The organism is Ruegeria alba (assembly GCF_022321465.1).
Classification (GTDB): Bacteria; Pseudomonadota; Alphaproteobacteria; order Rhodobacterales; family Rhodobacteraceae; genus Ruegeria_B; species Ruegeria_B alba.
In genome coordinates, this window is record NZ_JAKOEM010000003.1 from 72,193 (window position 1) to 98,537 (window position 26,345).

Sequence of the window (26,345 nt, forward strand, 5' to 3'; positions counted from 1 at the left end):
CTCAGTTCACCTGCCCACCGCCGCATGTCCGCGGCGGCGCGTCAAGCCTCTTCGTCTTCCAGACGCACCAGCGCGGCACCGGCCTCGACCTGGGCGCCGGCCTCGGCCAGAACCTCGGCCACCACCCCGTCACGGGCGGCCAGCAGCGAATGCTCCATCTTCATCGCCTCCAGGATGGCGAGGCGGTCGCCCTCCTTCACCGACTGACCGGCGCTGGCAAAGACCGCCTTGACCAGGCCGGGCATCGGGGCCAGCACCACGTTTGTATCGCCACCCGCGCTGCTGTCGCGATCAAGCGGGTCGATGATGTCGAAGGGCAGACCATAGCCGTCGAACACGGTGGCCACGCCCCCCGCGACCGAGACATCGGGCATCGCCCGCCCGCCGATGCGCCAGCGCCCGTCGCGCCGTTCGGCCACCACCTGATCCGCGCCGATCTGCCAGAGCTGGCGGTCACGTCCCTCGACCTGCACATCGACGGCAATCTCCTCGCCCTGCCAGCCAAGCGTGATCGCCCGGTGCAGCGGCGCCCAGAGGGTAAAGCCCTGCTCGGCCTGATCCTCGTCCAGTCCCAGCACCGCCATGGCGGCGGCGGCCACATGGCGCGGCTCGGGCGCGGGGGCCGCGACCAGCGCGTCGATATCGCGGCCAATGAGGCCGGTATCCACATCCCCCGCGGCAAAACCCGCATGCCGGGTCAGCGCACCAAGGAAGGCCAGATTGGTGACGGTGCCGCCCACCTGCGTCCCCGCCAGCGCCCGGTCAAGCCGTGACAGCGCCACCGCGCGGGTCGGGCCGTGCACGATGACCTTCGAGATCATCGGATCGTACCAGGGGCTGATGGTGTCGCCCGCACGCACGCCGCTATCGGCGCGGCAGCCTTCGGGAAAGGCCAGATGGCTGAGCGTGCCGGTGGCAGGCAGAAAGCCCTTGGGCACGTCCTCGGCATAGAGCCGCGCCTCGAAGGCATGGCCGGTGATGCTCAGATCCTCCTGCCGGGCGGGCAGGCTCTCACCCGATGCGACGCGCAGCTGCCATTCCACCAGATCGGCGCCGGTGATCGCCTCGGTCACAGGATGTTCGACCTGCAGGCGGGTGTTCATCTCCATGAACCAGAACCGGTCGGCGCGCAGCCCTTCGGAGGCGTCGACGATGAATTCCACGGTCCCCGCGCCCTTGTAGCCGATGGCCTCGGCGGCACGCACGCCCGCCTGCCCCATCGCGGCGCGCATCTCCTCGGTCATGCCGGGCGCGGGCGCTTCTTCGATCACCTTCTGGTGGCGACGTTGCAGCGAGCAGTCGCGTTCGAACAGATGCACCGCATGGGTGCCGTCGCCGAATACCTGCACCTCGATATGACGCGGCTTGGACACGAATTTCTCGACCAGCACCGCGTCATTGCCAAAGGCGGTCTTGGCCTCGCCCCGGGCGCTGTCGAGCGCGGCGGCGAAATCCTGTGGCCGCTCGACCAGGCGCATGCCCTTGCCGCCGCCGCCCGCGACCGCCTTGATCAGCACCGGGTAACCGATGGTATCGGCGGCCCCCGCCAGATGTTCGGGATCCTGGTTGTCGCCGTGATAGCCGGGCACCACAGGCACGCCCGCCTCGTGCATCAGCGCCTTGGCGGCGTCCTTGAGGCCCATGGCCCGGATCGCGCTGGCCGAGGGACCGATAAAGGTCAGGCCCGCCGCCTCGACCGCATCCACGAAATCGGGGTTCTCGGACAGGAAGCCATAGCCGGGATGAATGGCCTGCGCACCGGTTTCCAGCGCGGCGGCAATGATCACTTCACCCTTGAGGTAGCTGTCGGCGGGAGCCGGACCGCCGATATGCACCGCCTCGTCCGCCATCGCCACATGTTTGGCGCCGGCATCGGCATCGGAATAGACCGCAACACAGGCGACGCCCATGCGCTGCGCAGTTTCCATCACGCGGCAGGCGATCTCGCCGCGATTGGCAATCAGGATCTTGTCGAACATGGGGTCGGTCCTTTTGACTCAAGGGTCGGTTCGGGGGCGCTGCCCGTCGCCATTGGGGGCAACCCAACGGCGCGGCACTGGCGCCCCCGGAATATTTTCTGCGAAACGAGGATCACATCCGGAACACGCCGAACCGCGTGTCCTCGATCGGTGCGTTGAGCGCGGCGCTGAGCGACAGGGCCAGCACATCGCGGCTCTTGCGGGGGTCGATGATGCCGTCATCCCAAAGCCGGGCGCTGGCATAAAGCGGGTGCGACTGGCGCTCGAACATCTCGAGCGTCGGGCGCTTGAACTCGGCCTCTTCCTCGGCCGACCAGCTGCCGCCCTGCCGTTCGATCCCGTCGCGCTTGACGGTCGCCAGAACGCCGGCCGCCTGTTCGCCGCCCATCACCGAGATGCGGCTGTTGGGCCAGGTCCACAGGAAGCGCGGCTGATAGGCGCGGCCCGCCATGCCATAGTTGCCAGCGCCAAACGAGCCGCCCACCAGCATGGTGATCTTGGGCACACTGGTGGTGGCAACCGCCGTCACCATCTTGGCACCATGGCGCGCGATGCCTTCGTTTTCGTATTTGCGGCCCACCATGAAGCCGGTGATGTTTTGCAGGAACACCAGCGGGATCTTGCGCTGGCTGCACAGTTCGACGAAATGCGCGGCCTTCTGCGCCGCCTCGCTGAAGATCACGCCATTATTGGCGATGATGCCGATCGGGCAACCCTTGAGATGGGCAAAACCGCAGACGATGGTCTCGCCAAAGCGCGGCTTGAACTCGTCAAAGCGCGAGCCGTCGACCAGCCGCGCGATAACTTCGCGGATGTCATAGGGGGTTTTCAGATCGGCGGGCACCACGCCCAGAATCTCCTCGGGGTCATAGGCCGGTTCCTCGGGGCTGGCCCAGTCCACCGTCAGCGGCTTGCGGCGGTTGAGCGAGCGCACGGCACGCCGCGCCAGCGCCAGCGCGTGGGCGTCATCCTCGGCCAGGTAGTCGGCCACGCCCGACAGGCGGGTATGCACGTCACCTCCGCCGAGGTCTTCGGCGCTGACAACCTCGCCCGTCGCGGCCTTGACCAGCGGCGGACCGGCGAGAAAGATGGTGCCCTGTTCCTTGACGATGATGGTGACGTCGGACATGGCGGGAACATAGGCGCCACCTGCGGTACAGGATCCCATCACCACCGCGATCTGCGGGATGCCCTTGGCGCTCATCCGGGCCTGATTATAGAAGATGCGGCCAAAATGGTCGCGATCCGGGAACACCTCGTCCTGGTTGGGCAGGTTGGCGCCACCACTATCCACCAGATAGATGCAGGGCAGGTTGTTTTCCTCGGCGATCTCCTGCGCGCGCAGGTGCTTCTTGACCGTCATCGGGTAATAGGTGCCGCCCTTTACCGTGGCGTCGTTGCAGACGACCATGACCTCCTGCCCCTCGACCCGGCCGATCCCGGCGACGACACCGGCGGCAGGAGCCGCGTTGTCATACATGTCATGGGCGGCAGTGGCGCCGATTTCGAGGAAGGGCGAGCCCGCGTCGAGCAGGTTGGCCACCCGGCGGCGCGGCAGCATCTTGCCCCGGCTTTCGTGACGGGCCCGCGATTTCTCGCCGCCGCCCAGACGCGCGGCCTCGGCCGCCGCCCCGATCTGCGCCAGCGCCTCCAGATGGGCGGCGCGGTTCGCCTTGAAGCCCTCGGAGGCGGGCATGGCCTTGGATGTGAGTTTCATGGATTGGCCTCCAGTTCTGCCGCTGCGCGGCGCTTCAATTCCTTGCGGATCACTTTACCTGTCACCGTCATCGGCAGCGCGTCCAGAAACGCCACCTCGCGCGGGTAAGAATATTGGGCGAGCCGGTCCTTGACCCAGGCCTGCAGCTCTTCGGCGCTGGCCCGGGCGCCCGGTTTCAGCACCACATAGGCCTTGACGATCTCGGTTCTGAGCGGGTCGGGCTTGCCCACCACGCCCACGGTTGCGACGGACGGGTGGGTCAGCAGGCAATCCTCGATCTCTGCCGGGCCGATGCGGTAGCCGGCCGAGGTGATCACGTCATCCTCGCGCCCGACAAAGCGGAGGTAGTCGCCCTCCCACACGCCGCGGTCACCGGTCACCAGCCAGTCGCCCCGGAACTTCTCGGCGGTGGCCGCCGGGTTGCGCCAGTATTCCAGCAGCATCGAGGCCGAACCGCGCCGCACGGCGACATCGCCCTCTCCTGTCGTGGGCTGGCCCGCATCGTCGATCACCGCAACCTCGTGCCTCGGCACCGGCTTGCCGATACAGCCCGGACGCACAGGGAAATCGGCGGCGCAGGACGACACGGTCATGTTGCATTCGGTCTGGCCGTAGAATTCGTTGATCGTCAGGCCAAAGGCGCCCTCGCCCCAGGCCAGCATCTCGGCCCCCAGCGGCTCGCCGCCCGAGGCGACCGAGCGCAGGCCGGGTATGGCCTGATCCGCCGCCTTGAGCATGCGGAGCGCGGTGGGCGGAAAGAACACGTTTTTCACCCCGCCCCGCGCGATCACATCGGCGCAGGCCTCTGCGCTGAATTTGTCCAGCCGCGCGGCCACCACCGGAATGCCCAGCGCCAGCCCCGGCATCAGCACGTCAAAGAGACCGCCGATCCAGGCCCAGTCGGCAGGCGTCCACAGGCAATCGCCCGGGCGCAGGTGGTTATGGCTGATCGAAACGCCCGGCAGATGGCCGGTCAGCACCCGGTGACCATGCAGCGCCCCCTTGGCCCGGCCGGTGGTGCCCGAGGTATAGATCAGCACCGCCGGATCCTCGGGCCTTGTATCGGCTTGCGGCACCGGTTCGCCCGGCAGCCCGATCTCGGCCGCCATCAGCGGGGTCGCCAGATCGCCCAGCAGGGTCGCGCCCTCGGCATCGGTCAGCACCAGCCGGGCGCTGGAATCCTCCAGACGGCTGCGCAATGCGTCCTGTTGGAACAACTTGAACAACGGCACCGAAATGGCACCGATATGCCAGAGCGCCAGATGCGCAGCCGCACACCAGGGCGATTGGCTGAGCAGCACGCCGACCCGGTCCCCCGGCGCCACGCGCCGCATCAGCGCCCGCGCCAGCCCCTGCACCATTTCGCTCAGGTCGCCATGCGTGATGTCGCGCCGCGCGGGTCCGGTCAGGTCGATGATCGCCAGCGCATCGGCAGGTTGCGACAGGCATTGGCGCGCCATGTTCAGACGCGCGGGCAGGTCCCAGCCGCCATCAGGGCGCAACCCCGGTATGCGCGCCGCGAATGTCATTGGACGCGACCCCCGGAAACCCCTTGAACAAAAGGGGCTATAAAGGTGTTTTTTAAATAAATATAATTTGTTACGCGGCGGAAGATAAACAAATTTTGATCCAGATCAGGGAATTCGCATCTGTCCGGGCGCAGAAACGGGTCGTCAACTAAACCAAAGGTACCCACATGACACGTATCGCTGCTGCCTTGGCGCTTTCCACAGCTCTCGTCACCCTTGCCGGACCACTCGCGGCCCAATCTCAGGGCGATTGGACCGTTGGTGTCGGTGTGGGCTATGTGAACCCAAAATCCAACAACGGCACCCTGGCCGGTGGCGCGGCCACGGTGGATGACAACACCCAGGGGATCTTTACCGTCGAATACTTCATCCGTGACAATCTGGGCATCGAACTGCTGGCCGCGACACCGTTCAAGCATGACGTCTCGATCAGCGGGATCGGCTACGCCGGGACTGTCAAACACCTTCCGCCCACCCTGTCGCTGAACTATCACTTCCCGACCAATTCCGCGTGGAAGCCCTATCTGGGTATCGGCGTGAACTATACCACCTTCTTCGAGGAAAGCTCGCCGCTGGGCACGCTGAAGCTGGATGACAGTTTCGGTGTCGCCGTCAACGCGGGCCTCGACTATCAGATCAGCGACCGCGGCGCTCTGCGTCTGAACGCGCGCTGGATCAACATCGAAACCGACGCCACCCTGAACGGTGCCGCCATCGGCACGGCCGAGATCGACCCGCTGGTGATCGGCGTCCAGTACGTGCATCGGTTCTGATCCCTCCTCGGCAAGACAGGCGGCCCGCAAGTTCCCTCGGCTTGCGGGCCGTTTGCGTTTTCAGAGCACCGTGTTCATCAGCTCGCGGCCGATCAGCATGCGGCGGATCTCCGAGGTGCCGGCGCCGATCTCCATCAGCTTGGCATCGCGGAAGATGCGGCTGACCGCGCTGTCGGACAGGAACCCGGCACCGCCCATCGCCTGCACCGCCTGATGCGCCTGCACCATCGCCTGTTCGCTGGCATAAAGACAGCAGGCGGCGGCGTCCTGACGGGTCACGTCGCCCCGGTCACAGGCCTTGGCCACCTCATAGATATAGGCGCGGGCCGAATTCATCGCCGTATACATGTCGGCGATCTTGCCCTGCATCAGCTGGAAGGTTCCGATCGGTTTGCCGAACTGCTTGCGCTCGGCCATATAGGGCATGATCTCGTCCAGACAGGCCGCCATGATGCCGGTGCCGATGCCCGCGAGCACCACGCGTTCGTAATCGAGGCCCGACATCAGCACGGCAACGCCGCGCCCCTCTTGACCCAGCACGTTTTCGAACGGCACTTCGACATCCTCGAACACCAACTCGGCCGTGTTCGAGCCGCGCATGCCCAGCTTGTCGAAATGCTTGGAGGTCGAGAACCCCTTCATCGACTTTTCGATCAGGAAGGCGGTGATGCCCTTGCTGCCCGCTTCCGGGTCCGTCTTGGCATAGACCACCAGCGTATCGGCGTCGGGGCCGTTGGTGATCCAGTACTTGTTGCCGTTCAGGCGATAGTGGTCGTTGCGCTTTTCGGCGCGCAGCTTCATCGACACGACGTCCGATCCGGCGCCCGCCTCGGACATGGCCAGCGCGCCCACATGCTCGCCCGAGACCAGGCCCGGCAGGTATTTGCGCTTTTGCTCGTCATTGCCGTTCAGCTTGATCTGGTTGACGCAGAGGTTGGAATGCGCGCCATAGCTGAGGCTGACCGAGGCGCTGGCGCGCGCGATCTCTTCGACCGCCACCACATGCGCCAGATAGGACATGCCGGCGCCGCCGAACTCCTCGGGCACGGTGATACCCAACAGGCCCAGCTCGCCCATCTCGCGCCACAGCTCGTTGGGAAACTCGTTGGCCTGGTCGATCTCGGCGGCCATCGGGCGAACCCGCTCCTGCGCCCAGCGATGCACCATGTCGCGCAGCGCGTTCACGTCCTCGCCCAGATCGAATTGCATGGTAGCTGCGAACATCGCGCTCTCCTCTCCGCATTAATGAACAACTGTTCAATAATGGCGATACCAGCGTTTTCCCCACCCGTCAACGATTCCTGCATATGAAGCATGACGGCAAAGGCGCCGTCCCTTGCGGAACGGCGCCTTTGCGGCCTCGCGGCGTTTCGCGATGTCAGGACTGGTGGACCGCCCCTACCTCGGCCCGGATGATGCGCGCGATCAGATCGCAATCCTCGAGGCTGAAGGTCAGCGGCACCCGCATGTCGACGATCCCGGCCAGCACCCGATCGCTGGCAGGCATCGGCGCGCTCTCGGCATAGCGCCAGCTGTCATAGCGCGAGGTAAAGCCCACAGGTTCAGGCGTGCCGAACCATTTCAGCTCGACCCCACGGGCAATACAGCGGCGCAGCACCTCCTGCACCTTGTCCGCCGCCCAGTCGAGCAGCAGGAACTGGATGGACGAGCCGACATAGGTCTCGGCCTCGGGCCGCTCGATCACCGTGAGGCCCGGCGTGCCACGCAAGCCCGCCTCGATCCGCTGATAGCGTTCGTTCCAGCGCGCCACCTGCGCATCCAGCGCACGCAACTGCGGCCGCAGAATCGCGGCGCGCAGATTGTCCATCCGGCCCGAGATATTGGGGGTGTGGTACTTGATGCGCTCGAACACCTCGGGCCCCGGCGCCGCCAGGTGACGTTCATAGAGCATATAGGACCCCGACATCATCACCGCCCGCGCCGCGATCTCTTCGTCATCGGTGACCAGCAGCCCCCCCTCGCCCGAGTTCACGTGCTTGTAGGTCTGGCAGGAATAGCAGCCGACCGCGCCCTGCCGCCCCGAAGGCACGCCGTTCCACGCCGCGCCCATCGTATGGGCGCAATCCTCGATCACGGTGATCCCGGCGTCGTCGCAGATCTGCATCAGCCGGTCCATGTCGCACAGATGCCCGCGCATGTGGCTCAGCATCAGCACCCTCGCCGTGCCCGCCTTGGCCTCCAGATCGTCAAGGTCGATGGTCAGGCTCTCGGTCACCCCCACAAACACCGGCCGCGCCCCCACCGAGGCGATGGCGCCGGGCACCGGTGCCAGCGTAAAGGCGTTGGTCAGCACCGCATCGCCGGGCCTCACCCCCACAGCGCGCAACGCGGTGGCCAGCGCATAGCCGCCCGAGGCCACCGCCAGACAATAGCGCGCGCCGGTTTGGGCGGCGAATTCCTGCTCCAGCAGGGCGGTCTCGCCCAACTCGCCCTTGGCCAGATTGTACCGGTGCAACCGGCCATGACGCAGCACCGCCAGTGCCGCCTCGATCGCCTCGTCCGGAATGGGTTCCTGCTGGGTGAAACTACCCGAGAATGTCTCTGTCATGACTGGTATCTGAGGCGGCGCCCGACAGGTGGTCAAGAGCCGAGATGCAGTTTTGCAAAGGCCAAATCGGGTTTTATCCGATCAGCCGGGTCACCACCTGCGGCAGGTCCTCGAACCGGTCCAGCAGCGCCTCGGGTTCCAGCGCCGCCATATCGGCCCCCGAAGGGCCGAAGGTGACAAGGATCGAGGGCACGCCAGCGGCACGCGCGGTGTTGCGGTCGGTATCGCTGTCACCCACCAGGACGCAGGCCGCCGGATCGCCCCCCGCCGCCCGCGCGGCGGCGCGCAGCGGTTCGGGGTCGGGCTTGCGCACCGGCAGCGTATCGGCGCCGATCAGCGCGGCAAAGACGTCGCGTACCCCCAGCCGTTGCAACAGCAGGTCGGCCAGCGCCTCGGGCTTGTTGGTGCAGATGCCGACGCCGTAGCCCAGACCGCGCAGGTCCTCGACCGCCTCCATCGCGCCGGGATAGAGGAAACTGTGATGGTCGATCGCCGCGCGATAGGCCTCCAGCAGCACCGGGTAATAGCGGTCAACCGTCGCCGCATCATAAGCGCCCGCGCGCTCCAGCCCGCGCGTCAGCATCATCCGCCCGCCCCGCAGTGCGATGCCTGCATCCTGCCCCGGCACCAGCACATCGCCCAGCCCCATGTCACGGAAACAGTGATTGGCCGCGGCCAGCAGGTCGCCCGAGGTATCGGCCAGCGTGCCGTCCAGATCGAAGATCACCGTGCGCATCGCGCCCCTTTCCGGGCGATGTTGCGCCCCTGCCTGTCTCTGCCCGTCCGCACAATCGCTTGCGCCCGTGCCCCCAGCGGATAAAACGGGCGCAAGCAAAACGAAAGAGAAAACGCATCATGAGCACCGCACTGGTCATTCTCGCCGCTGGCAAGGGAACCCGGATGAACTCCGAGCTGCCCAAGGTTCTGCACCCGATCGCCCAGGTGCCGATGCTGGTGCATGCGATGCGCGCCGGCGCCGTGCTGGAGCCTGAGCGCACCGTAATCGTGGCAGGCCATGGTGCCGAAGCCGTGCGCGCCGCCGCTCTGGACGAGGATGAGGGCGCAACGGTCGTCCTGCAAGAGGAACAGCTGGGCACCGCCCATGCCGTCGATCAGGCGCGTGCAGCGCTGGAGGGGTTCGAGGGCGATGTGGTCGTGCTCTATGGCGACACGCCCTTTCTGCAACCCGACACGCTGGAGCGGATGCTGGCCGCCCGCAAGACCCACGACCTGGTCATCCTCGGGTTCGAGGCCGCCGACCCCGCCCGGTATGGTCGCCTCGTGATGCAGGGCGACAGCCTGGAACGGATCGTCGAGTTCAAGGATGCCACCGAAACCGAGCGCGCGATCCGCTTCTGCAACTCGGGCCTTTTGGCCTGCAACGCGGAAACCCTGTTCGGCCTCATCGCGGCGGTGGGCAATGACAATGCCTCGGGCGAATATTACCTGACCGACGTGGTCGAGATCGCGCGCAAACAGGGGCTGGCGGTGACCGCGGTGGCCTGTGACGAGGCGCAGACGCTGGGCGTCAACTCGCGCGCCGATCTGGCAGCGGCAGACGCGATCTTTCAGGAGCGCGCCCGGGCCGAGTTGCTGGATCTGGGCGTCACCCTGATGGCGCCGGACACCGTTTATCTTGCCGCCGATACGGTGATCGGACGCGACACGGTGATCGAGCCCAACGTGGTGTTCGGCCCCGGCGTCACGGTGGAAAGCGGTGCCACCATCCGCGCATTCTCGCATCTCGAGGGCTGCCATGTCAGCCAGGGCGCGGTGGTCGGCCCCTATGCCCGCCTGCGCCCCGGTGCCGAACTGGCCGAAAATGCCCGCATCGGCAATTTCGTCGAGATCAAGAATGCCGAGATCGGCGAAGGTGCCAAGGTCAACCACCTGACCTATATCGGCGATGCCAGCATCGGCGCGAACAGCAATATCGGCGCCGGGACCATCACCTGCAATTATGACGGCGTGATGAAGCACCGCACCACCATCGGCGCCAATGTCTTTATCGGCTCGAACACGATGCTGGTGGCGCCGGTCACCTTGGGCGACGGTGCGATGACCGCGACCGGCACCGTGGTGACCCGCGATGTCGAACCCGACGCGCTGGCCGTTGCCCGCACCAAGCAGGAGAACAAGCCCGACCGCGCGCGCAAGCTGTTTGACATGCTGCGCGCCAAGAAGGCCCGCAAGCAGAAAGACACCTGACGCGCCTCTGCCTGCGACAGGTTCACGACAACCGGCGCCCGCGCCGGTTGTCACTACCCCGCCCGTGGAGGACGCCATGCTCAGCCCCTATCTCGACCAGATCCGCGCCCATGCCGACCCCGAACGCGCCGCCGAGATGGCCGCCTATCACAAGGCTCCGCGCGTCTATCTGGGGGTCGCCAACCCGGTGCTGAACGATCTGAGCCGGGCCTGGCGGCAACAGTTGGCTGTTCCCGACCGGGTGGCGCTGGCCAAGGCGCTTTGGCAGACCGATATCCACGAGGCGCGGGTGGCTGCCGCCAAGCTATTGACCCAGGCCCGCATCCGCCCTGAGGACGCGGTCTGGGACCTGCTGCTGTCGTGGCTGCCCGATTTCGATGCCTGGGCAATTGCCGATCATGCGGCGATGGCGATGCAGAAACGGCTGGTGGCCGATCCGGCGCGGCTGGACCAGGTCGAAGACTGGACCCGCTCGGACCACATGTGGACCCGGCGCGCCGCGCTGGTAACCACCCTGCCCTGGGCCAAGATGAGCAACCCCAAACCCGCCGATACCGCCGCGCGCGACCGCATCCTGGGCTGGGCGGCGGATTATGTGCCCGACCGCGACTGGTTCATCCAGAAATCGGTGGCCTGGTGGCTGCGCGACCATTCCAAGCACGATCCCGAAGCGGTGCGCGCCTTTCTGGCCGAACACGGCCCCGCCATGAAGGCATTTGCCCGCAAAGAGGCGGGCAAATACCTGAAAGCTCAGTTGGAATAGACGTCGAGTTCCACCAGCTCGTCGATCGGCGCCAGCAGCGCCCGCATCGCCTCAAGTGACAGGCGGCTGCCGCTGCCCGGATCGCCGCCGCCAGGAATCAGGGTGACATGGGCGATGGCGCCCGTCTTGCGCACCACTACACGGCCATTGCGCTCCTGCTCGACCAGCGCGGTCTCCATCCAGCGGCCCGGAATCGTGGGATCGCCCAGACCGGCCACGGTCTGTCGCGCGCCCTCCCATCCGGGAAGGATGTCGGCAGGTGGCGCGGCCGTTTCGGCCTCGGGCGTTGCGGCCTCGGCGGCCTCTTCGGGCGCGGTTTCGGCCTGCGGCGCGGCGGTGGTTTCCGGGGCCTTGTCGCCCCCGAACAGCTTGTCGGTGGTGGTGCGCACGCGGTCACAGCCCGCCAGCGCCACGAGGGAAATCAGAACCAGGTATCTCATGGCCCGACCCTAGCGCCAGAGAGCGGGCCTGCGCCAGCCCAAACCCACATCGCCCTTGCCGCTGGCAGCGACCCGCTTTACCTATGTCGCCATGACAGCTCCGCTTATCGACCCGTTCCAGCGCGCCATCACCTATCTGCGCGTCTCCGTCACAGACCGCTGCGATTTCCGCTGCGTCTATTGCATGTCGGAAAACATGACCTTTCTGCCCAAGAAAGAGCTTCTGACGCTGGAAGAGCTGGACCGCATGTGCTCGACCTTTGTCCGCATGGGAGTGGAGAAGCTGCGTATCACCGGCGGCGAGCCGCTGGTGCGTCGCGACATCATGACCTTTTTCAACGGCATGACACGGCATCTGGACAGCGGCGCACTGAAAGAGCTGACACTGACCACCAATGGTTCGCAGCTGGAGCGCTTTGCCGATCAGCTTTATGCCGCGGGCGTGCGCCGGGTGAATGTCTCGCTTGATACGCTGGACGATCAGAAATTCGCCGACATCACCCGCTGGGGCCGCCTGCCGCAGGTTCTGCGCGGCATCGACGCGGCCCAGCGGGCAGGCCTCAGGATCAAGATCAACGCGGTGGCGCTCAAGGGCTTCAACGAGGAAGAACTGCCGCGCATCACCGAATGGTGCGCCGAACGCGACATGGACCTGACCTGGATCGAGGTCATGCCGATGGGCGATATCGGCAACGAGAACCGGCTGGGCCAGTTCTGGTCGCTCAAGGACGTGCGCGCGGAGTATGAAAACCACTACCGTGTCACCGACCTGTCCGAACGCACCGGTGGCCCGGCGCGCTATGTGCGGCTGGAGGAGACCGGGCAAAAGATCGGCTTCATCACCCCGCTCAGCCATAATTTCTGCGAAAGCTGCAACCGGGTGCGCCTGACCTGCACGGGTGAGCTGTATATGTGCCTCGGCCAAGAGGACATGGCCGACCTGCGCAAGCCGCTGCGCGACCATCCGGGCAGCGAGGAACCGCTGGAACAGGCGATCCGTGCCGCTATCGGGCTGAAACCCAAGGGCCATGATTTCGACTATTCCCGCCAGCAGGTCGACGGCAGGATGTCCCGGCACATGAGCCACACGGGCGGCTGACCGTGTCCGGCCCCGGCCTGTCGCCGACCCCGCTCTATCATCTTTATCGCGCGGCCTCGTCGGTGCTGGTTCCGTTTGCGTGGCGCGCGGTCCGCAAAAAGCTGCGCCGCGCCGAAGTGCCCTTGGAGCGTCAACACGAGCGGCTGGGCCATGCCAGCCTGCCACGCCCCCCAGGTCGGCTCGTTTGGTTCCATGCCGCCAGCGTCGGCGAGAGCCTGTCGGTGCTGCGCCTGATCACCCGCATGGGCGAGCGGCTGCCGAACCTCGAGTTCCTGATCACCTCGGGTACGCCCACCTCGGCCGATCTGATCGCGCGGCGGATGCCGCCGCGCTGCCGTCACCAGTTCGCCCCACTCGACGGGCCGGGCCCTGTGGCGCGCTTCTATCGCCACTGGCGCCCCGACGCGGCGGTGTTTGTCGAAAGCGAGCTTTGGCCGCGCATGATCGTCGAGGGCGCCCGCGCCGGAGTGCCGCTGGCCCTCTTGAATGCCCGCCTGTCCGAGAAATCGGTGCGCGGCTGGCAACGGTTCCCCTCGACTGCGCGCTTTCTCCTCGATCGCTTTCGCCTGTTCCTGACCCAGAACCGGCAGACCGCCGACAACCTGATCGCCATGGGCGCCGACCCGGCGCGGGTCACGCCTGGCACCAACCTCAAGGCTATGGCCGGGCCGCTGCCGGTCGATACCGCCCTGCTGACAGAGATGCGTGCCGCCATCGGTCCCCGCCCGATCTGGGTCGCCAGTTCCACCCATCCGGGCGAGGAAGAGGTGGTGCTGGAAGCGCATCGCCAATTGCTGGCCGACCACCCTGACCTGTTGCTCTTGCTGATCCCGCGCCACCCCGAGCGCGGCACTGAAGTGTCGACGCTGATAACAGGTGCCGGACTCACATCCGCCCGCCGCAGCATCGGCGAGAGCATCACCCCCGGCACGCAGGTCTATCTGGCCGACACGCTGGGCGAGACCGGCACCTGGTACGCGCTTTGCCCGCTGGTCTTCCTCGGCGGCTCGCTGCGCGAGATCGGCGGCCATAACCCGTTCGAACCGGCCCAGACGGGCGCGGCGGTGATTACTGGACCGGGCTATTTCAACTTTGCCGAAACCTTTCAGCCATTGATTGCGAGCGGTGGCGCCATAGAGGTAACAGGCGCCGCTCCGCTGGCCCGCGCCGTCCGCCGCTGGCTGGACGATACAGAGGCGTTTGACACCGCCCGCACCCAGGCGCGCGCACTGGTCGCCGCGCAGGAAACCGCGCTGGAGGGGGTCATCGACACGCTCACAACCCGGCTGGGACTGGATTGATGCCCGATCTCTTCGTCACCAATTTCAACCGCAACTTCACCGGCGTCTCGGCCACGGCGGCAAATGTGATCCGACAGCAGGTCGCGACCCACGATCTGGCGTTGGTGGGCCACGCCCTGCCCGGCTGCCCCGCACCGATCAGCGCCCGCGCCGCCCGCGCGCTGTCGCGCACGCCGCCGCCGGGCAAGCCCTTTGCCATCTGGCATGTGCGCCGCAACCCCGAGATGCAGACCGCGCTCTGGGCGCGCGACGTGCTGCGCCTGCCGATCCGTATCGTCTTTACCTCGGCCGCGATCCGGCGGCATTCGGCCTTTCCGCGCTGGCTGATCAGCCGGATGGATGCGGTGGTGGCCACCTCGGACGCGGCGGCAAGCTTTGTCCCGCATGTGCGCGCGGTGGTGCCCCATGGCGTCGATACAGATCGCTTCTCCCCCGCCCCCGACCGCCCCGCCGCCTGGGCGGCGCAGGGCTATGGCGGCGACTTCGGCATTGCCACCATCGGGCGGGTGCGCCCGGAGAAGGGCACCGATCTCTTTGTCGAGGCGATGCTGCGCCTCTTGCCCGAAATGCCGGGCGCGGTGGCGCTGGTGGTGGGCCGCGCCACCAAGGAACACCAGAAATTCGCCCTGACCCTCAAGGACAAGGTGCAGCGCGCCGGCATGATCGACCGCATTCGTTTCATCGACGAGGTGCCGCCCGACCGCCTGCCGGACCTGATGCGCGCCCTGTCGCTGGTGGTGCAACTGCCCCGCTACGAGGGCTATGGCATGGTCCCGCTCGAGGCGATGGCCTCGGGCGTGCCCTTTGTCGGCTCGGACACCGGCTTTTTTCGCGAATTCTCGGCCCAGGGCCGCACCGGGCGGGTGGTGCCGCTGGAAAATCCGAGCCAAGGGGCCGAGGTTGCCCGTGCGCTGCTGGTTGACGAGGATATCCACGGTGCCGCCGCCCTTGCCGCCCGTGAGATCGCGGTCGAGAGTTTCAGCGCCGCGCGCGAGGCCGCGGGGATCGAGGAAGTCTATCAACAGCTCTGGTCGCAGGCTGCCCCCAAGGCCTGACCCGGCCAGATGCGCAAACCGGAGGCAGGACGGCCGAAATCAAGCCCCGTTTACACAGGTACCTGCGTGAAAAAATTGACTAATCGGTAAAATAATGCTCCGCTTCCTGAAAAAAGCAGGAGAGGATCATGAAGAACACATCAATCACGCGCAGGGTCATGCTTGCTGCGGCAGTCGCAGCTTCGGCCCTGATGACGGCGGGGGCTGCCGCCGCCGAAAAGGTCAAGGTCGCGGCCATCTACACGTTGCCGGTCGAACAGCAATGGATCAGCCGCATTCACAAGGCGCTGAACACCGCCGCCGACCGCGGCGATATCGACTATACCTTCTCGGAGAATGTCGCAAATACCGATTATGAAAGGGTAATGCGCGAATATGCCGAACAGGGTGCACAACTGATCGTGGGCGAGGTGTTCGGTCTGGAACGCGCCGCACGCAAGGTGGCCAAGGACTATCCCGACACCGCCTTTCTGATGGGATCGTCCTTCGGGCCGGTGGCACCGAATTTCTCGGTCTTCGACAACTGGATCCACGAACCCAGCTATCTGACCGGCATGGTGGCCGGTGCCGCCACCGAATCGAACGTGATCGGCATGGTCGGCGGCTATGCCATCCCCGAGGTGAACCGGCTGATGCATGCGTTCATGGACGGCGCGCGCTCGGTCAACCCCGACGTCAAGTTCATCGTCAATTTCATCGACAGCTGGTATGACCCGCCCAAGGCCAAGGAAAGCGCCTTTGCGATGATGGATGCGGGCGCGGACGTGATGTATGCCGAACGCTTTGGCGTCTCTGACGCCGCGGTCGAGCGCGGCGTCAAGGCGGTCGGCAACGTGATCGACACCTCGGGCGATTATCCCGGCACCATCGTCGCCTCGGCGCTGTGGCACATGGAGGCCACCATCGACAAGGCGATCGAGAATGTCGCGGGTGGCAGTTTCGAGGCCGCCGATTATGGCCAGTACAGTTTCATGGCCTATGGCGGCGGTTCGCTGGTGATGGACGAGACCCTGGTCGCACCGGAAACGGTCACGGCGGTCAAGGCCAAGGAAGCCGAGATTCTGGACGGCCTGTTCCGTGTCAACGTGAACGACGACCGCCCGGTCTCGGACAACTGATGAAAGCGGGGCTGGCGGGGTGACCGCCAGCCCGTTTCCCCATGACGGATAGAACGGTTCTCAGGCTGAACGGGCTCAGCAAGCGCTTTGGCCCGGTGGTGGCCAATGACGATGTCAGCCTGTCGCTGGCGCGCGGCGAGGTGCTGGCGTTGCTGGGCGAAAACGGCGCGGGCAAGACCACGCTGATGAACATGCTGTTCGGGCATTACCTGCCCGACGCGGGAACAGTCGAGGTGGCGGACGAGGCCGGGCATCTTGCGCCCCTGCCGCTGGGCCATCCGCAGGCGGCGCTGGCCGCCGGCGTGGGCATGGTGCACCAGCATTTCACCCTGGCCGAGAACCTGAATGCGCTGGACAACATCACGCTGGGCGCGGAACCGCTGCGCGCGATCCGCCGCGACCGGCGCGGCGCGCGGACACGGATCGAGGCGATCATGGCCCATAGCGGGCTCAAGGCGCCGCTGAACGTGCCGGTGGGCCGCCTTTCCGTGGGCGAGCGGCAGAGGGTCGAGATCCTCAAGGCGCTTTATCGCGATGCCCGCATCCTGGTGCTGGACGAACCCACCGCGGTGCTGACCCCGCAAGAGGCCGATACGCTGTTTGCCAGCATCAAGGCGATGACGACCGAGGGCCTGTCGGTGATCTTCATCTCGCACAAGCTGCGCGAGGTGCTGGCCTTTTCCGACCGGATCGCGGTGCTGCGCCATGGGCGCAAGGTGGGAGAGATGGCCACATCCGAGGCCGACGAGGCGGCGATTGCCCGGATGATGGTGGGCGCCGACACCCCCCGCATCGCGCGCAGCGCCATGGCGCCGGGTGCCCCGGTGCTGCATTTGCAGGGGGTTTCGGTCGCGGGCCGGTCCCAGCGCGACAGCCTGAAACAGGCCGATCTGACCGTGCATGCCCATGAGATCCTTGGCGTTGCGGGTATCTCGGGCAACGGGCAAAGCGCGCTGGCCAACGTGATCTCGGGCCTTTCCGTCCCCACCGCCGGGCATATCCGGGTGGATGGGAGCGAGATCCCCCGTCCCTCTCCCGCCAGGATGGTGCGCGCCGGTGTCGGGCGCATCCCCGAGGACCGCCATCACGAGGGCATCGTCGGCGCCATGAGCGTGGCCGAGAACATGGTGATCGAGAGGCTTGACGACCCGCAGGTGCAATCGCGCGGGCTGCTCCGGCGCGAGGCGATCGCGACCCATGCCGAGGAACTGGCCCGTGCCTATGACGTGCGTGGTCCGGGCGTGACGGCACCTGCGCGGCTGCTCTCTGGTGGCAACATCCAGAAACTGATCCTTGCGCGGGTGTTCGAACGCGCGCCCCGCCTGATCCTGGCCAACCAGCCGACACGCGGCCTGGACATGGGGGCGGCGGCCGAGGTCGGGCGGCGCCTGCTCGAGGCCCGCGAACGCGGCGCCGGGATCGTGCTGATTTCCGAGGATCTGGACGAGATCCTGGGCCTGGCCGACCGGGTCGTGGTGATCCGCGACGGCCAGATTGTCGAGACCGGCAGCCATGACCGCGAGCGGATTGGATTGATGATGGCAGGAGAGGCGGCATGATCCGGATTGAACCGCGCCAACACAGGTCGCGCACCATGGACCTGGGCATTCCGGTGCTTTCTGCCGTGATCGCGCTGGCCTTTGCCGCCATTCCGCTGATGGCGGCGGGCGCCAACCCGATCACGGCCTATGGCGAGATGGTCAAGGGCGTCTTTGGCTCGGTCTTTGCCCTGTCCGAGATGCTGACCCGCGCGACACCGCTGATCTTTACCGGACTGGCCGCCGCGCTGGCCTTTCGCGCCAAGCTCTGGAACATCGGAGCCGAGGGGCAGCTTTACCTTGGCGCCATGGCGGCGGTGGCGGTCGGCGCCGGCTGGCTCGACCTGCCGGGGCTGGTGCTGGTGCCGCTGATCGTGATCCTTGGTGCTGCGGCCGGGGCGGCGGGCATGGCGGTGCCGACCTACCTCAAATCGCGCTTTGGCGCCGACGAGGTGGTGACCACGCTTCTGTTGAACTTCATCATCCTGATTTTCCTGCAAATGATGCTCGAAGGACCGCTCAAGGATCCGATGGGGCTCGGCTGGCCGCAATCGGCGCCGATCCTCGACCAGGGCATGCTGCCGCCACTGATGGACCGGATGCGGGTGCATTCCGGGCTGATCCTAGCGCTGGTTCTGGCGGCGGTGGCGCAGTTCATGCTGGCGCGCTCGGTCTGGGGGTTCCGGCTGCGCGCGGTGGGCGAGAACGCCGCCGCCGCCCGCCATGCCGGGATCAACGTCAACCGTTCGCTGTTTGGCGTGGCGATCATCTCGGGCGGGCTGGCCGGGCTGGCGGGCGTCAGCGAGGTCGCGGGCCTCAAGGGTTATCTGACCGCCGACCTGTCGCCCGGTTTCGGCTATACCGGCATCGTGGTGGCCATGCTGGCGGGCCTGTCGCCGGTGGGGGTGGTCATCGCCGCCCTGTTCATCGCCTCGGTCTTTGTCGGAGCAGACAGCATGAGCCGGGCGATGGGAGTATCGTCCTTTCTGGCCGATCTGGTGGTGTCGATGTCGCTGCTCTGCGTTCTGGTGGGCGGCTTCATCGCCCGCTACCGGATCATCCGCTCGGGCACGGGAAGGGCCGCGTCATGATGGACATCTTGAACATCCTGCTCAGCGAAAGCTTCTGGGCCGCAAGCCTGCGGATCGCGACCCCGCTGATCTTCGGCGTGCTGGGCGCGCTGATCTGTGAACGCGCGGGCGTGCTGAACCTTGGTATCGAGGGGATATTCGTGGTCGGCGCCATGTGCGGCTGGATGGCGGTCTGGCTGGGCGCGGGCCTGTGGGGCGGCGTGTTGGTGGCGGCGCTGGCCGGGGCCTTCTTTGGCCTGCTGCACGCGATCCTGACCGTGCCGCTGGGCCTGTCGCAACATGTCTCGGGCCTTGGCATCACCTTGTTTGCCACCTCGGTCAGTTATTTCACCTATCGCACCGCGCTGCCCAATGTCTCGTCCCCTCCCCGGATCGAGCCGTTTCAGCCGCTGGACCTGCCGATGCTGTCCGATCTGCCCTTCCTCGGGCCGGTCCTGTTTCAGCAGACGGCGCTGACCTGGCTGGCACTGATGATGGTTGGGCTGGTCTGGTACGTGCTGAACCGCACCGCGCTGGGGGTGGCCATTCAGGCGGTGGGCGACAATCCCGACAGTGTCGATGCGCAGGGCCTGTCGGTCTATGGGCTGCGGATCGGTGCCATCGTGGCGGGGTCGGCGCTGATGGCGCTTGGCGGCGCCTTCCTGACGATGAGCGCGTTCGACGCCTTCTTTTTCGGCATGGTCAACGGACGCGGCTGGGTCTGTATCGCGCTGGTGATCTTTGCCAGCTGGCGACCGGGCAAGGCGCTGTTCGGGGCGCTGTTGTTTGGCGCCTTCGATGCACTTCAGGTCCGTTTGCAGACCGAGATGGGTGCGCTGGTGCCGGGACAGGTGTTCCTGATGGCGCCCTATATCCTCTCCATCATCGCCCTTGTCATCGCCGCGCGCTCTGCCGACTATCCGCGCGCATTGCTGCAACCCTGGTTCAAGGGCCAACGATAGGAGCCTGCCATGTTCGACCTGATCGTCAAGAACGCCAATCTGCCCGACGGGCAGAGCGGCGTCGATATCGCCTGCAAGGATGGCCTGATCGCCGCCGTCGAACCCGGCATCACCGCCGAGGCGGGCACGGTGATCGAGGCGGGCGGCAACCTGGTCTCGCCGCCCTTTGTCGATCCGCATTTCCACATGGACGCAACCCTGTCGCTGGGCACGCCGCGCATGAACGTCTCGGGCACGCTGCTGGAGGGGATCGCGCTGTGGGGCGAGTTGAAGCCGATCCAGTCGATCGATGACATCATTGCCCGCGCGCTGCGCTATTGCGATCTGGCGGTGGCCAAGGGGATCGGCGCGATCCGCAGCCATGTGGACACCTGCGACGACGAATTGAAAGGCGTGCAGGCCCTTCTGGAGGTGCGCGAGCGGGTCAAGGACCGGCTCGACCTGCAACTGGTGGCCTTTCCCCAGGACGGGGTGCTGCGCGACCCGACCGCGATGGCCAACACCGTGCGGGCGCTGGACATGGGCGTCGATGTGGTGGGCGGCATCCCGCATTTCGAGCGCACCATGGCCGATGGCGCCGAAAGCGTGCGCCTCTTGTGCGAGATCGCGGCCGAGCGCGGGTTGATGGTCGACATGCATTGCGACGAGAGCGACGATCCCCTGAGCCGCCATATCGAGACGCTGGCCTATGAGACCCGGCGCCTGGGCCTTCAGGGCCGGGTGGCGGGTTCGCACCTGACCTCGATGCACTCGATGGACAACTACTATGTCTCGAAACTGATCCCGCTGATGGTCGAGGCCGGGGTTCATGCCATCCCCAACCCACTGATCAACATCATGTTGCAGGGCCGGCACGACAGCTATCCCAAACGGCGCGGCCAGACGCGCGTGCGCGAGCTGCGCGATGCGGGCATCACCGTGGGCTTCGGCTCGGATTGCGTGATGGATCCGTGGTATTCTCTGGGCCGCGCCTGCATGCTCGACGTGGCTTTCATGGGGCTGCATGTGGGGCAATTGTCCAGCCGCGCCGACATGGACTGGTGCTTTGACGCGGTCACCGAGAATTCGGCCCGGATCATGGGGCTCGACGGTTATGGTCTGGCCAAGGGCTGCGCCGCGAATTTCGTGCTGTTACAGGCGCGCGACCGGATCGAGGCGATCCGCCTGCGCGCCCATCGCCTGGCCACCATCCGCAAGGGCGCGGTGATCTGCCGCTCGGCTCCGGTAACCCATGAACTGGCTGGCACGGATGGCTGGTCGGGACTGGACGAGACCGCATTCGCACCACCGCAGACCGGGTAACGATCTGGGTGGCACGCGCCTTGCGAGGCTATGGGAGAGGCGGCGCCTCTCCCTGTTTCTTGCTCAGGCGGCGGGCATCCGCTGTTCGACGATCTCGGCCCACCAGCTGCATCCCGCCGGAATGGCCTCGTCGTTGAAGTTGTATTCGGGGTGATGCACCATCGCGGTGTCGCCATTGCCGACCAGAATATAGGCGCCGGGGCGTTCCTCCAGCATATAGGCGAAATCCTCGCCGCCCATGACCAGCGCCGCCTCGTCACAGCCGCCCGACACATCGCGTGCCACCTTTGCGGCGAACTCGGTCTGCTCGTCCGAGTTCACCATCACCGGATAGCCCCGGATATAGCGGATATCGGCGGTACCGCCGAAGGTGGCCGCGATGCCCGAACAGATCTCGTTGATACGCTTCTCGGCCAGATCGCGCATGTCCCTGGACATGGTGCGCACGGTGCCCTTGATCTGCACCCGTTGCGGGATGACGTTGAACGCCTTTGACGAGGTCTCGAACGAGGTGACCGAGACCACCACCTGATCAATCGGGTCAGCGTTACGGCTGGCGATGGTTTGTAGCGCCAGCACCGCCTGAGCGGTCATCACCGTGGTGTCGATCGTGTCATGCGGTTTGGCCGCATGGCCGCCGCGTCCCTCGAAGGTGATGTCGAACTGGTCGGTGGCGGCAAAGAAGGCACCGGGCCGGATCGCGAAACTACCCACGGGCGCGCCGGGCCAGTTGTGCATGCCGTAAACCTCCTGGATGTTCCAGCGGTCCATCATGCCATCCTCGCACATCTCGCGACCGCCACCGCCGCCCTCTTCGGCGGGCTGGAAGATCACCACCACGGTACCGTCGAAATTCCGGGTCTCGGCCAGGTATTTGGCCGCCCCCAACAGCATCGCGGTATGGCCGTCATGGCCGCAGGCATGCATGGCGTTGGGCGTTTTCGAGGCATAGTCGAGCCCGGTCTGTTCGTGGATCGGCAGCGCGTCCATGTCGGCGCGCAACCCGATCACCTTGCCCTTGCTGTCGCTCTTGCCCTTGATGACACCGACAACGCCGGTGCGGCCGATGCCAGTGACCACCTCGTCACAGCCGAACTCTTGCAATTTTTCGGCAACCAGCGCGCTGGTCCGATGGGTTTCGAACAGGATTTCCGGGTTCTCATGGATATCCCGGCGCCATTCTGTGATCTCGGATTGCAATTCTGCAAAGCGGTTCTTGACGGGCATAGTGTGTTTCCTCTTGCGTCACATCAGGGATTAAGCGGCATTCGCTGCTCGGCCAGCGTGGCGAACCAGCTGCATCCGGCGGGGATGGCCGCGTCGTTGAATTCATAGGCGGGGTGGTGCAGATCGGCGCTGTCGCCATTGCCCAGAAAGATGAAGGCGCCGGGGCGTTCGGCCAGCATATCGGCAAAATCCTCGCCCCCCATCACCGGGTCGATCTCCAGCGGCGCCTGGCCGGTCACAGCCCGGGCCGCCTCGGCCGCATGGGCCGCACCGGGGGCCGGGTTGCTGGTGACCGGCACCAGCTGCATGTAGTTCAGCTCGGCCGTTGCGCCATGCGCCTCGGCTGTGGCACGGGCCACCTCGGCGATGCGTGCACGGATCCGCGCCTGCACCTCGGGGTGCAGGTAGCGCACCGTTCCCTTGATCAGAGCGCTGTCGGCGATGACGTTATGAGCGTCGCTGTCGGTGCGCAGCGAACAGACCGACAGCACCGCCGGTTTCAGCGGATCGACATTGCGCGCCACCACCTGTTGCAGGGCCACGGTCAGTTGCGCTGCGGCCAGCGTGGCATCGGCGGTCAGATGCGGCATGGCCCCGTGCCCGCCACGGCCCTGCACCCGGATTTCAAAGAAATCCGTGGCCGCCATCATCGGCCCTTCGCGTAAGCCGAACTGGCCCGCCGGCAGGCCGGGCCAATTGTGCAGGCCATAGACCTCGGTCACGCCGTGGCGGTCCATCACCCCGTCGGCCAGCATCGCCTTGGCGCCGCCGCCGCCCTCTTCGGCGGGCTGGAACAACAGCACCACGGTGCCGTCGAAATTGCGGGTCTCGGCCAGATATTGCGCCGCGCCCAGCAGCATTGCTGTATGCCCGTCATGGCCGCATGCATGCATCTTGCCCGGATGGGTCGAGGCATGCGGCAACCCGGTCGCCTCGGTGATCGGCAGCGCGTCCATATCGGCGCGGAACGCCATCACCCGGCCCGAGCCGGTTTGGCGTCCGTGAATAACGCCGACAACGCCGGTCTGCCCGACCCCGGTTTCCACCATGTCGCAGCCAAAGGCGCGCAGCCGCTCGGCCACCAGCGCACTGGTACGGTGCTCTTCAAAGCGGGTCTCGGGATGGGCATGGATGTCACGTCGCCATTCGGCGATCTGATCCTGCAACTCGGCAAATCGGTTTCTGACCGGCATCGGCGGGGTCCTTCTCAGGCGGCGGGCATGCGGCGTTCGACCATTTCGGCGAACCAGCTGCATCCGGCCGGGATGATCTCGTCGTTGAAATCGTATTCGGGGTGATGCAGCCCGGCGCTGTCGCCATTGCCGATCATGATGAAGGCGCCGGGGCGCGCCTCCAACATGAAGGAGAAATCCTCGCCCCCCATCACCATGCGCGCCTCGCCACAACCGCCCGAGACCGCCGTGGCCACCTCGGCGGCGAAACGGGTGGGTTCCTCGGCATTCACCGTCACCGGCACGCCGCGTTCGTAATTCACATCAGCCTTGCCGCCAAAGGTGGCGGCCACGCCCTGCACCACCTCGCCAAGACGCCGTTCAATCAGGTCGCGCATCTCGCCGGAATGGGTGCGCACGGTGCCCCGGATGGTGGCGGCCTGCGGGATCACGTTGAACGCCTTGGACGAGGTCTCGACCGAGGTGACCGACAGAACCGCCTGCAGGATCGGGTCGGTATTGCGCGACACCACGGTTTGCAGCGCCACGATCATCTGCGACAGCATCACCGTGGTATCGACTGTCTCATGCGGTTTGGCCGCGTGGCCGCCGCGCCCTTCGAGATGGATTTCGAACGTGTCGGCAGCGGCCAGCAGCGGACCGGGCCGGATCTTGAACTGGCCGGCGGCCAGGCCCGGATTGTTGTGCATGGCATAGACCTCCTGCACCCCGAACCGGTCCATCATGCCATCCTTGACCATCGCCTCGGCGCCGTTTCCGCCCTCTTCGGCGGGCTGGAAGATCACCACCACGGTGCCGTCGAAGTTGCGGGTCTCGGCCAGGTACTTGGCCGCGCCCAGCAGCATCGCGGTATGGCCATCATGGCCGCAGGCATGCATCGCGCCGGGAATGGTCGAGGCATGTGGCAGCCCGGTCTGCTCCTGCATCGGCAGCGCGTCCATGTCCGCGCGCAGCCCCACGACCCGCCCCGCCGTGTCGCTCTTGCCCCGGATCACACCGACAACGCCGGTGCGGCCGATGCCGGTGACCACCTCGTCACAGCCGAATTCGCGCAGCTTGCCGGCCACCAGCGCGCTGGTCCGGTGGGTTTCGTACAGGATCTCGGGGTGCTGGTGGATGTCCTGCCGCCAGCCCGCGATTTCCTCATGCATCTCCGCCAGGCGGTTCTTGATCGGCATCTTGTTCTCTTCCCCGTCTTTTTAGCAGCTCAGCGCGCGGGCATGCGGCGTTCGACCATCTCGGCATACCAGCTGCTACCCGCCGGGATCGCCTCGTCATCGAAGTTATAGGCCGGGTGATGGCATTGCGCCGTGTCCCCGTTCCCAAGGAAGATATAGGCGCCAGGCCGTTCTTCCAGCATAAAGGCGAAATCTTCGCTGGGCATTATCGGGTCGACGGCATCATCCACCGCGCCTGAAACGGCAAGCGCGGCCTCGGCGGCATGCTGCGTTTCGGTCTCGCTGTTGATGGTGGCGGGATAGCCGGGGGTCCAGATCACCTGCGCCGTGGCACCATAGGCCGAGGCGATATCCTCGGCCACGCGGCGCACCCGCGCCTCGGCCAGGGCGCGGTATTCGGGATCAAGCGTGCGCACCGTTCCGCACAGCCGCGCGGTATGGGCGATGATGTTCGAGGCGACGCTGTCCGTCTCGAACGTGCCGACGGTCAGCACCACCCGCTTGATCGGGTCCACGTTGCGCGAGACGATGGAATGCAGCGAGACCACGATCTGCGAGGCCACCAGCGTGGTGTCGACGGCATCATGCGGGGCGGCGGCATGGCCGCCCTTGCCGGTCACCACGATCTCGAACTCGTCGGACGAGGCCAGAAGCGCGCCGGGCCGGATCGCGAATTGCCCGACCGGCAGGCCCGGCGTGTTGTGCATGCCGTAAACCTCCTGGATGTTCCAGCGATCCATCATGCCATCGGCGCACATTTCGCGGCCACCGCCGCCGCCCTCTTCGGCGGGCTGAAAGATCAAAACCGCCGTGCCGTCGAAATTGCGGGTCTCGGCCAGGTATTTGGCAGCACCCAGCAACATGGCCGTATGCCCGTCATGACCGCAGGCATGCATCTTGCCCGGCACGGTCGAGGCATAGTCAAGCCCCGTCGCCTCGGTGATCGGCAGCGCGTCCATATCGGCGCGCAGCCCGATCACCTTGCCCGCCGTGTCGGTCTTGCCCTTGATGGTGGCGACAACCCCGGTGCGACCGATGCCGGTGGTGATGTCATCCACACCGAATTCACGCAGACGCTCGACCACGAATGCGGCGGTCTGATGCACATCGAACAACAGCTCGGGATGGGCATGCAGATGCCGGCGCCATCCGGTGATTTCTTCTTTCATGTCCGCAAGACGGTTCTTGATCGGCATTTATTGCTCTCCTTGCCGGATACATCCGGGCACCTGACACAAACGAAAACGCCGCGCCCCGGAGTTCCGGGGGCACGGCGCGTGAAAACGGGGCTTGGCGGCTGCGCCGGTGCGCCGACCTGTTGGGG

22 protein-coding genes are annotated in these 26,345 nt (G+C 66.1%); 11 read left to right on the forward strand and 11 right to left on the reverse strand.

Going from position 1 to position 26,345, the window contains the following annotated elements:
* Positions 1-41: 41 nt before the first annotated feature.
* The 3 genes from MB818_RS06020 to MB818_RS06030 all read right to left on the reverse strand — a co-directional run bounded on the left by MB818_RS06020 (position 42) and on the right by MB818_RS06030 (position 5,225).
* Complete coding sequence (locus MB818_RS06020; RefSeq protein WP_234163055.1) at positions 42-1,979, reverse strand: acetyl/propionyl/methylcrotonyl-CoA carboxylase subunit alpha; 1,938 nt, start codon at positions 1,977-1,979, stop codon at positions 42-44.
* Positions 1,980-2,091: 112 nt separating this feature from the next.
* Positions 2,092-3,696 (reverse strand): carboxyl transferase domain-containing protein, encoded by a 1,605-nt coding sequence (locus MB818_RS06025; RefSeq protein WP_234138961.1) that lies wholly within the window; start codon positions 3,694-3,696, stop codon positions 2,092-2,094.
* Positions 3,693-5,225: an AMP-binding protein gene (locus tag MB818_RS06030; protein ID WP_238904398.1), complete on the reverse strand. Its 1,533-nt coding sequence runs from the start codon at positions 5,223-5,225 to the stop codon at positions 3,693-3,695. The genes MB818_RS06025 and MB818_RS06030 overlap by 4 nt, the downstream gene beginning before the upstream one ends.
* A 167-nt stretch (positions 5,226-5,392) precedes the next feature.
* On the opposite strand from MB818_RS06030, the gene MB818_RS06035 reads away from it, so the two are divergent.
* Positions 5,393-5,998 carry an OmpW/AlkL family protein gene (locus MB818_RS06035; protein ID WP_234138959.1) on the forward strand — a complete coding sequence of 202 codons (606 nt, stop codon included), beginning with the start codon at positions 5,393-5,395 and terminating at the stop codon, positions 5,996-5,998.
* A gap of 60 nt (positions 5,999-6,058) precedes the next feature.
* On the opposite strand, the gene MB818_RS06040 is transcribed toward MB818_RS06035, so the two are convergent.
* From MB818_RS06040 to MB818_RS06050, 3 genes are all read right to left on the reverse strand, one after another.
* Positions 6,059-7,222: an isovaleryl-CoA dehydrogenase gene (locus tag MB818_RS06040; protein ID WP_238904400.1), complete on the reverse strand. Its 1,164-nt coding sequence runs from the start codon at positions 7,220-7,222 to the stop codon at positions 6,059-6,061.
* A 154-nt stretch (positions 7,223-7,376) separates the two neighbouring features.
* Positions 7,377-8,567 (reverse strand): DegT/DnrJ/EryC1/StrS family aminotransferase, encoded by a 1,191-nt coding sequence (locus tag MB818_RS06045; RefSeq protein ID WP_238904403.1) that lies wholly within the window; start codon positions 8,565-8,567, stop codon positions 7,377-7,379.
* A gap of 73 nt (positions 8,568-8,640) precedes the next feature.
* Positions 8,641-9,303 (reverse strand): HAD-IA family hydrolase, encoded by a 663-nt coding sequence (locus MB818_RS06050; RefSeq protein ID WP_234138956.1) that lies wholly within the window; start codon positions 9,301-9,303, stop codon positions 8,641-8,643.
* A gap of 119 nt (positions 9,304-9,422) precedes the next feature.
* On the opposite strand from MB818_RS06050, the gene glmU reads away from it, so the two are divergent.
* Together glmU and MB818_RS06060 are read left to right on the forward strand one after the other, a co-directional pair.
* The gene (glmU, locus tag MB818_RS06055) at positions 9,423-10,775 is read left to right on the forward strand and encodes a bifunctional UDP-N-acetylglucosamine diphosphorylase/glucosamine-1-phosphate N-acetyltransferase GlmU (protein WP_234138955.1); all 1,353 of its coding nucleotides are present in this window, start codon (positions 9,423-9,425) and stop codon (positions 10,773-10,775) included.
* A gap of 76 nt (positions 10,776-10,851) precedes the next feature.
* Positions 10,852-11,538, forward strand: coding sequence for a DNA alkylation repair protein (locus MB818_RS06060; RefSeq protein WP_238904406.1), 687 nt, complete (start codon positions 10,852-10,854; stop codon positions 11,536-11,538).
* Here the strand turns inward: MB818_RS06060 and MB818_RS06065 are convergent.
* A complete protein-coding gene (locus MB818_RS06065; RefSeq protein WP_238904408.1) occupies positions 11,526-11,978 on the reverse strand; it encodes a hypothetical protein in 453 nt (150 codons plus the stop codon). The two genes, MB818_RS06060 and MB818_RS06065, sit on opposite strands and share 13 nt — an antisense overlap.
* Positions 11,979-12,069: 91 nt before the next feature.
* Between MB818_RS06065 and moaA the strand changes: the two genes are divergently transcribed.
* From moaA to MB818_RS06105, 8 genes are all read left to right on the forward strand, one after another.
* On the forward strand, positions 12,070-13,077 hold the full coding sequence (gene moaA, locus MB818_RS06070; RefSeq protein WP_234143487.1) for a GTP 3',8-cyclase MoaA: 1,008 nt from the start codon (positions 12,070-12,072) through the stop codon (positions 13,075-13,077).
* A 2-nt stretch (positions 13,078-13,079) separates the two neighbouring features.
* Complete coding sequence (locus MB818_RS06075) at positions 13,080-14,378, forward strand: 3-deoxy-D-manno-octulosonic acid transferase (RefSeq protein WP_238904410.1); 1,299 nt, start codon at positions 13,080-13,082, stop codon at positions 14,376-14,378.
* On the forward strand, positions 14,378-15,433 hold the full coding sequence (locus MB818_RS06080) for a glycosyltransferase family 4 protein (RefSeq protein ID WP_238904412.1): 1,056 nt from the start codon (positions 14,378-14,380) through the stop codon (positions 15,431-15,433). Before MB818_RS06075 ends, MB818_RS06080 begins: the two co-directional genes overlap by 1 nt.
* Before the next feature lie 128 nt (positions 15,434-15,561).
* The gene (locus MB818_RS06085; protein ID WP_234138949.1) at positions 15,562-16,551 is read left to right on the forward strand and encodes a BMP family protein; all 990 of its coding nucleotides are present in this window, start codon (positions 15,562-15,564) and stop codon (positions 16,549-16,551) included.
* A 41-nt stretch (positions 16,552-16,592) separates the two neighbouring features.
* A complete protein-coding gene (locus MB818_RS06090; RefSeq protein WP_238904414.1) occupies positions 16,593-18,110 on the forward strand; it encodes an ABC transporter ATP-binding protein in 1,518 nt (505 codons plus the stop codon).
* Entirely contained in the window at positions 18,110-19,180 is a 1,071-nt protein-coding gene (locus MB818_RS06095; RefSeq protein ID WP_430539560.1) for an ABC transporter permease, read from the forward strand. Before MB818_RS06090 ends, MB818_RS06095 begins: the two co-directional genes overlap by 1 nt.
* Positions 19,180-20,121 (forward strand): ABC transporter permease, encoded by a 942-nt coding sequence (locus MB818_RS06100; RefSeq protein WP_234139053.1) that lies wholly within the window; start codon positions 19,180-19,182, stop codon positions 20,119-20,121. The genes MB818_RS06095 and MB818_RS06100 overlap by 1 nt, the downstream gene beginning before the upstream one ends.
* 9 nt (positions 20,122-20,130) lie before the next feature.
* A complete protein-coding gene (locus MB818_RS06105) occupies positions 20,131-21,423 on the forward strand; it encodes an amidohydrolase family protein (protein WP_234138946.1) in 1,293 nt (430 codons plus the stop codon).
* Between the two features lie 63 nt (positions 21,424-21,486).
* On the opposite strand, the gene MB818_RS06110 is transcribed toward MB818_RS06105, so the two are convergent.
* The 4 genes from MB818_RS06110 to MB818_RS06125 are packed head-to-tail and all read right to left on the reverse strand — an operon-like array spanning position 21,487 to position 26,217.
* Positions 21,487-22,650, reverse strand: coding sequence for a M20 aminoacylase family protein (locus tag MB818_RS06110; protein WP_234138945.1), 1,164 nt, complete (start codon positions 22,648-22,650; stop codon positions 21,487-21,489).
* 23 nt (positions 22,651-22,673) lie between these two features.
* On the reverse strand, positions 22,674-23,843 hold the full coding sequence (locus MB818_RS06115) for an amidohydrolase (RefSeq protein WP_238904416.1): 1,170 nt from the start codon (positions 23,841-23,843) through the stop codon (positions 22,674-22,676).
* Between the two features lie 14 nt (positions 23,844-23,857).
* Positions 23,858-25,021 (reverse strand): M20 aminoacylase family protein, encoded by a 1,164-nt coding sequence (locus tag MB818_RS06120; protein WP_238904418.1) that lies wholly within the window; start codon positions 25,019-25,021, stop codon positions 23,858-23,860.
* Between the two features lie 29 nt (positions 25,022-25,050).
* Positions 25,051-26,217, reverse strand: a complete 1,167-nt coding sequence (locus MB818_RS06125; protein ID WP_238904419.1) for a M20 aminoacylase family protein — start codon at positions 26,215-26,217, stop codon at positions 25,051-25,053.
* Positions 26,218-26,345 lie beyond the last annotated feature (128 nt).

Coding starts and splice junctions, on each gene's coding strand:
- MB818_RS06020 (WP_234163055.1), bottom strand. CDS start 1,979: ATGTTCGACAAGATCCTGATTGCCAATCGCGGCGAGATCGCCTGCCGC.
- MB818_RS06025 (WP_234138961.1), bottom strand. CDS start 3,696: ATGAAACTCACATCCAAGGCCATGCCCGCCTCCGAGGGCTTCAAGGCG.
- MB818_RS06030 (WP_238904398.1), bottom strand. CDS start 5,225: ATGACATTCGCGGCGCGCATACCGGGGTTGCGCCCTGATGGCGGCTGG.
- MB818_RS06035 (WP_234138959.1), top strand. CDS start 5,393: ATGACACGTATCGCTGCTGCCTTGGCGCTTTCCACAGCTCTCGTCACC.
- MB818_RS06040 (WP_238904400.1), bottom strand. CDS start 7,222: ATGTTCGCAGCTACCATGCAATTCGATCTGGGCGAGGACGTGAACGCG.
- MB818_RS06045 (WP_238904403.1), bottom strand. CDS start 8,567: ATGACAGAGACATTCTCGGGTAGTTTCACCCAGCAGGAACCCATTCCG.
- MB818_RS06050 (WP_234138956.1), bottom strand. CDS start 9,303: ATGCGCACGGTGATCTTCGATCTGGACGGCACGCTGGCCGATACCTCG.
- glmU (WP_234138955.1), top strand. CDS start 9,423: ATGAGCACCGCACTGGTCATTCTCGCCGCTGGCAAGGGAACCCGGATG.
- MB818_RS06060 (WP_238904406.1), top strand. CDS start 10,852: ATGCTCAGCCCCTATCTCGACCAGATCCGCGCCCATGCCGACCCCGAA.
- MB818_RS06065 (WP_238904408.1), bottom strand. CDS start 11,978: ATGAGATACCTGGTTCTGATTTCCCTCGTGGCGCTGGCGGGCTGTGAC.
- moaA (WP_234143487.1), top strand. CDS start 12,070: ATGACAGCTCCGCTTATCGACCCGTTCCAGCGCGCCATCACCTATCTG.
- MB818_RS06080 (WP_238904412.1), top strand. CDS start 14,378: ATGCCCGATCTCTTCGTCACCAATTTCAACCGCAACTTCACCGGCGTC.
- MB818_RS06085 (WP_234138949.1), top strand. CDS start 15,562: ATGAAGAACACATCAATCACGCGCAGGGTCATGCTTGCTGCGGCAGTC.
- MB818_RS06090 (WP_238904414.1), top strand. CDS start 16,593: ATGACGGATAGAACGGTTCTCAGGCTGAACGGGCTCAGCAAGCGCTTT.
- MB818_RS06100 (WP_234139053.1), top strand. CDS start 19,180: ATGGACATCTTGAACATCCTGCTCAGCGAAAGCTTCTGGGCCGCAAGC.
- MB818_RS06105 (WP_234138946.1), top strand. CDS start 20,131: ATGTTCGACCTGATCGTCAAGAACGCCAATCTGCCCGACGGGCAGAGC.
- MB818_RS06110 (WP_234138945.1), bottom strand. CDS start 22,650: ATGCCCGTCAAGAACCGCTTTGCAGAATTGCAATCCGAGATCACAGAA.
- MB818_RS06115 (WP_238904416.1), bottom strand. CDS start 23,843: ATGCCGGTCAGAAACCGATTTGCCGAGTTGCAGGATCAGATCGCCGAA.
- MB818_RS06120 (WP_238904418.1), bottom strand. CDS start 25,021: ATGCCGATCAAGAACCGCCTGGCGGAGATGCATGAGGAAATCGCGGGC.
- MB818_RS06125 (WP_238904419.1), bottom strand. CDS start 26,217: ATGCCGATCAAGAACCGTCTTGCGGACATGAAAGAAGAAATCACCGGA.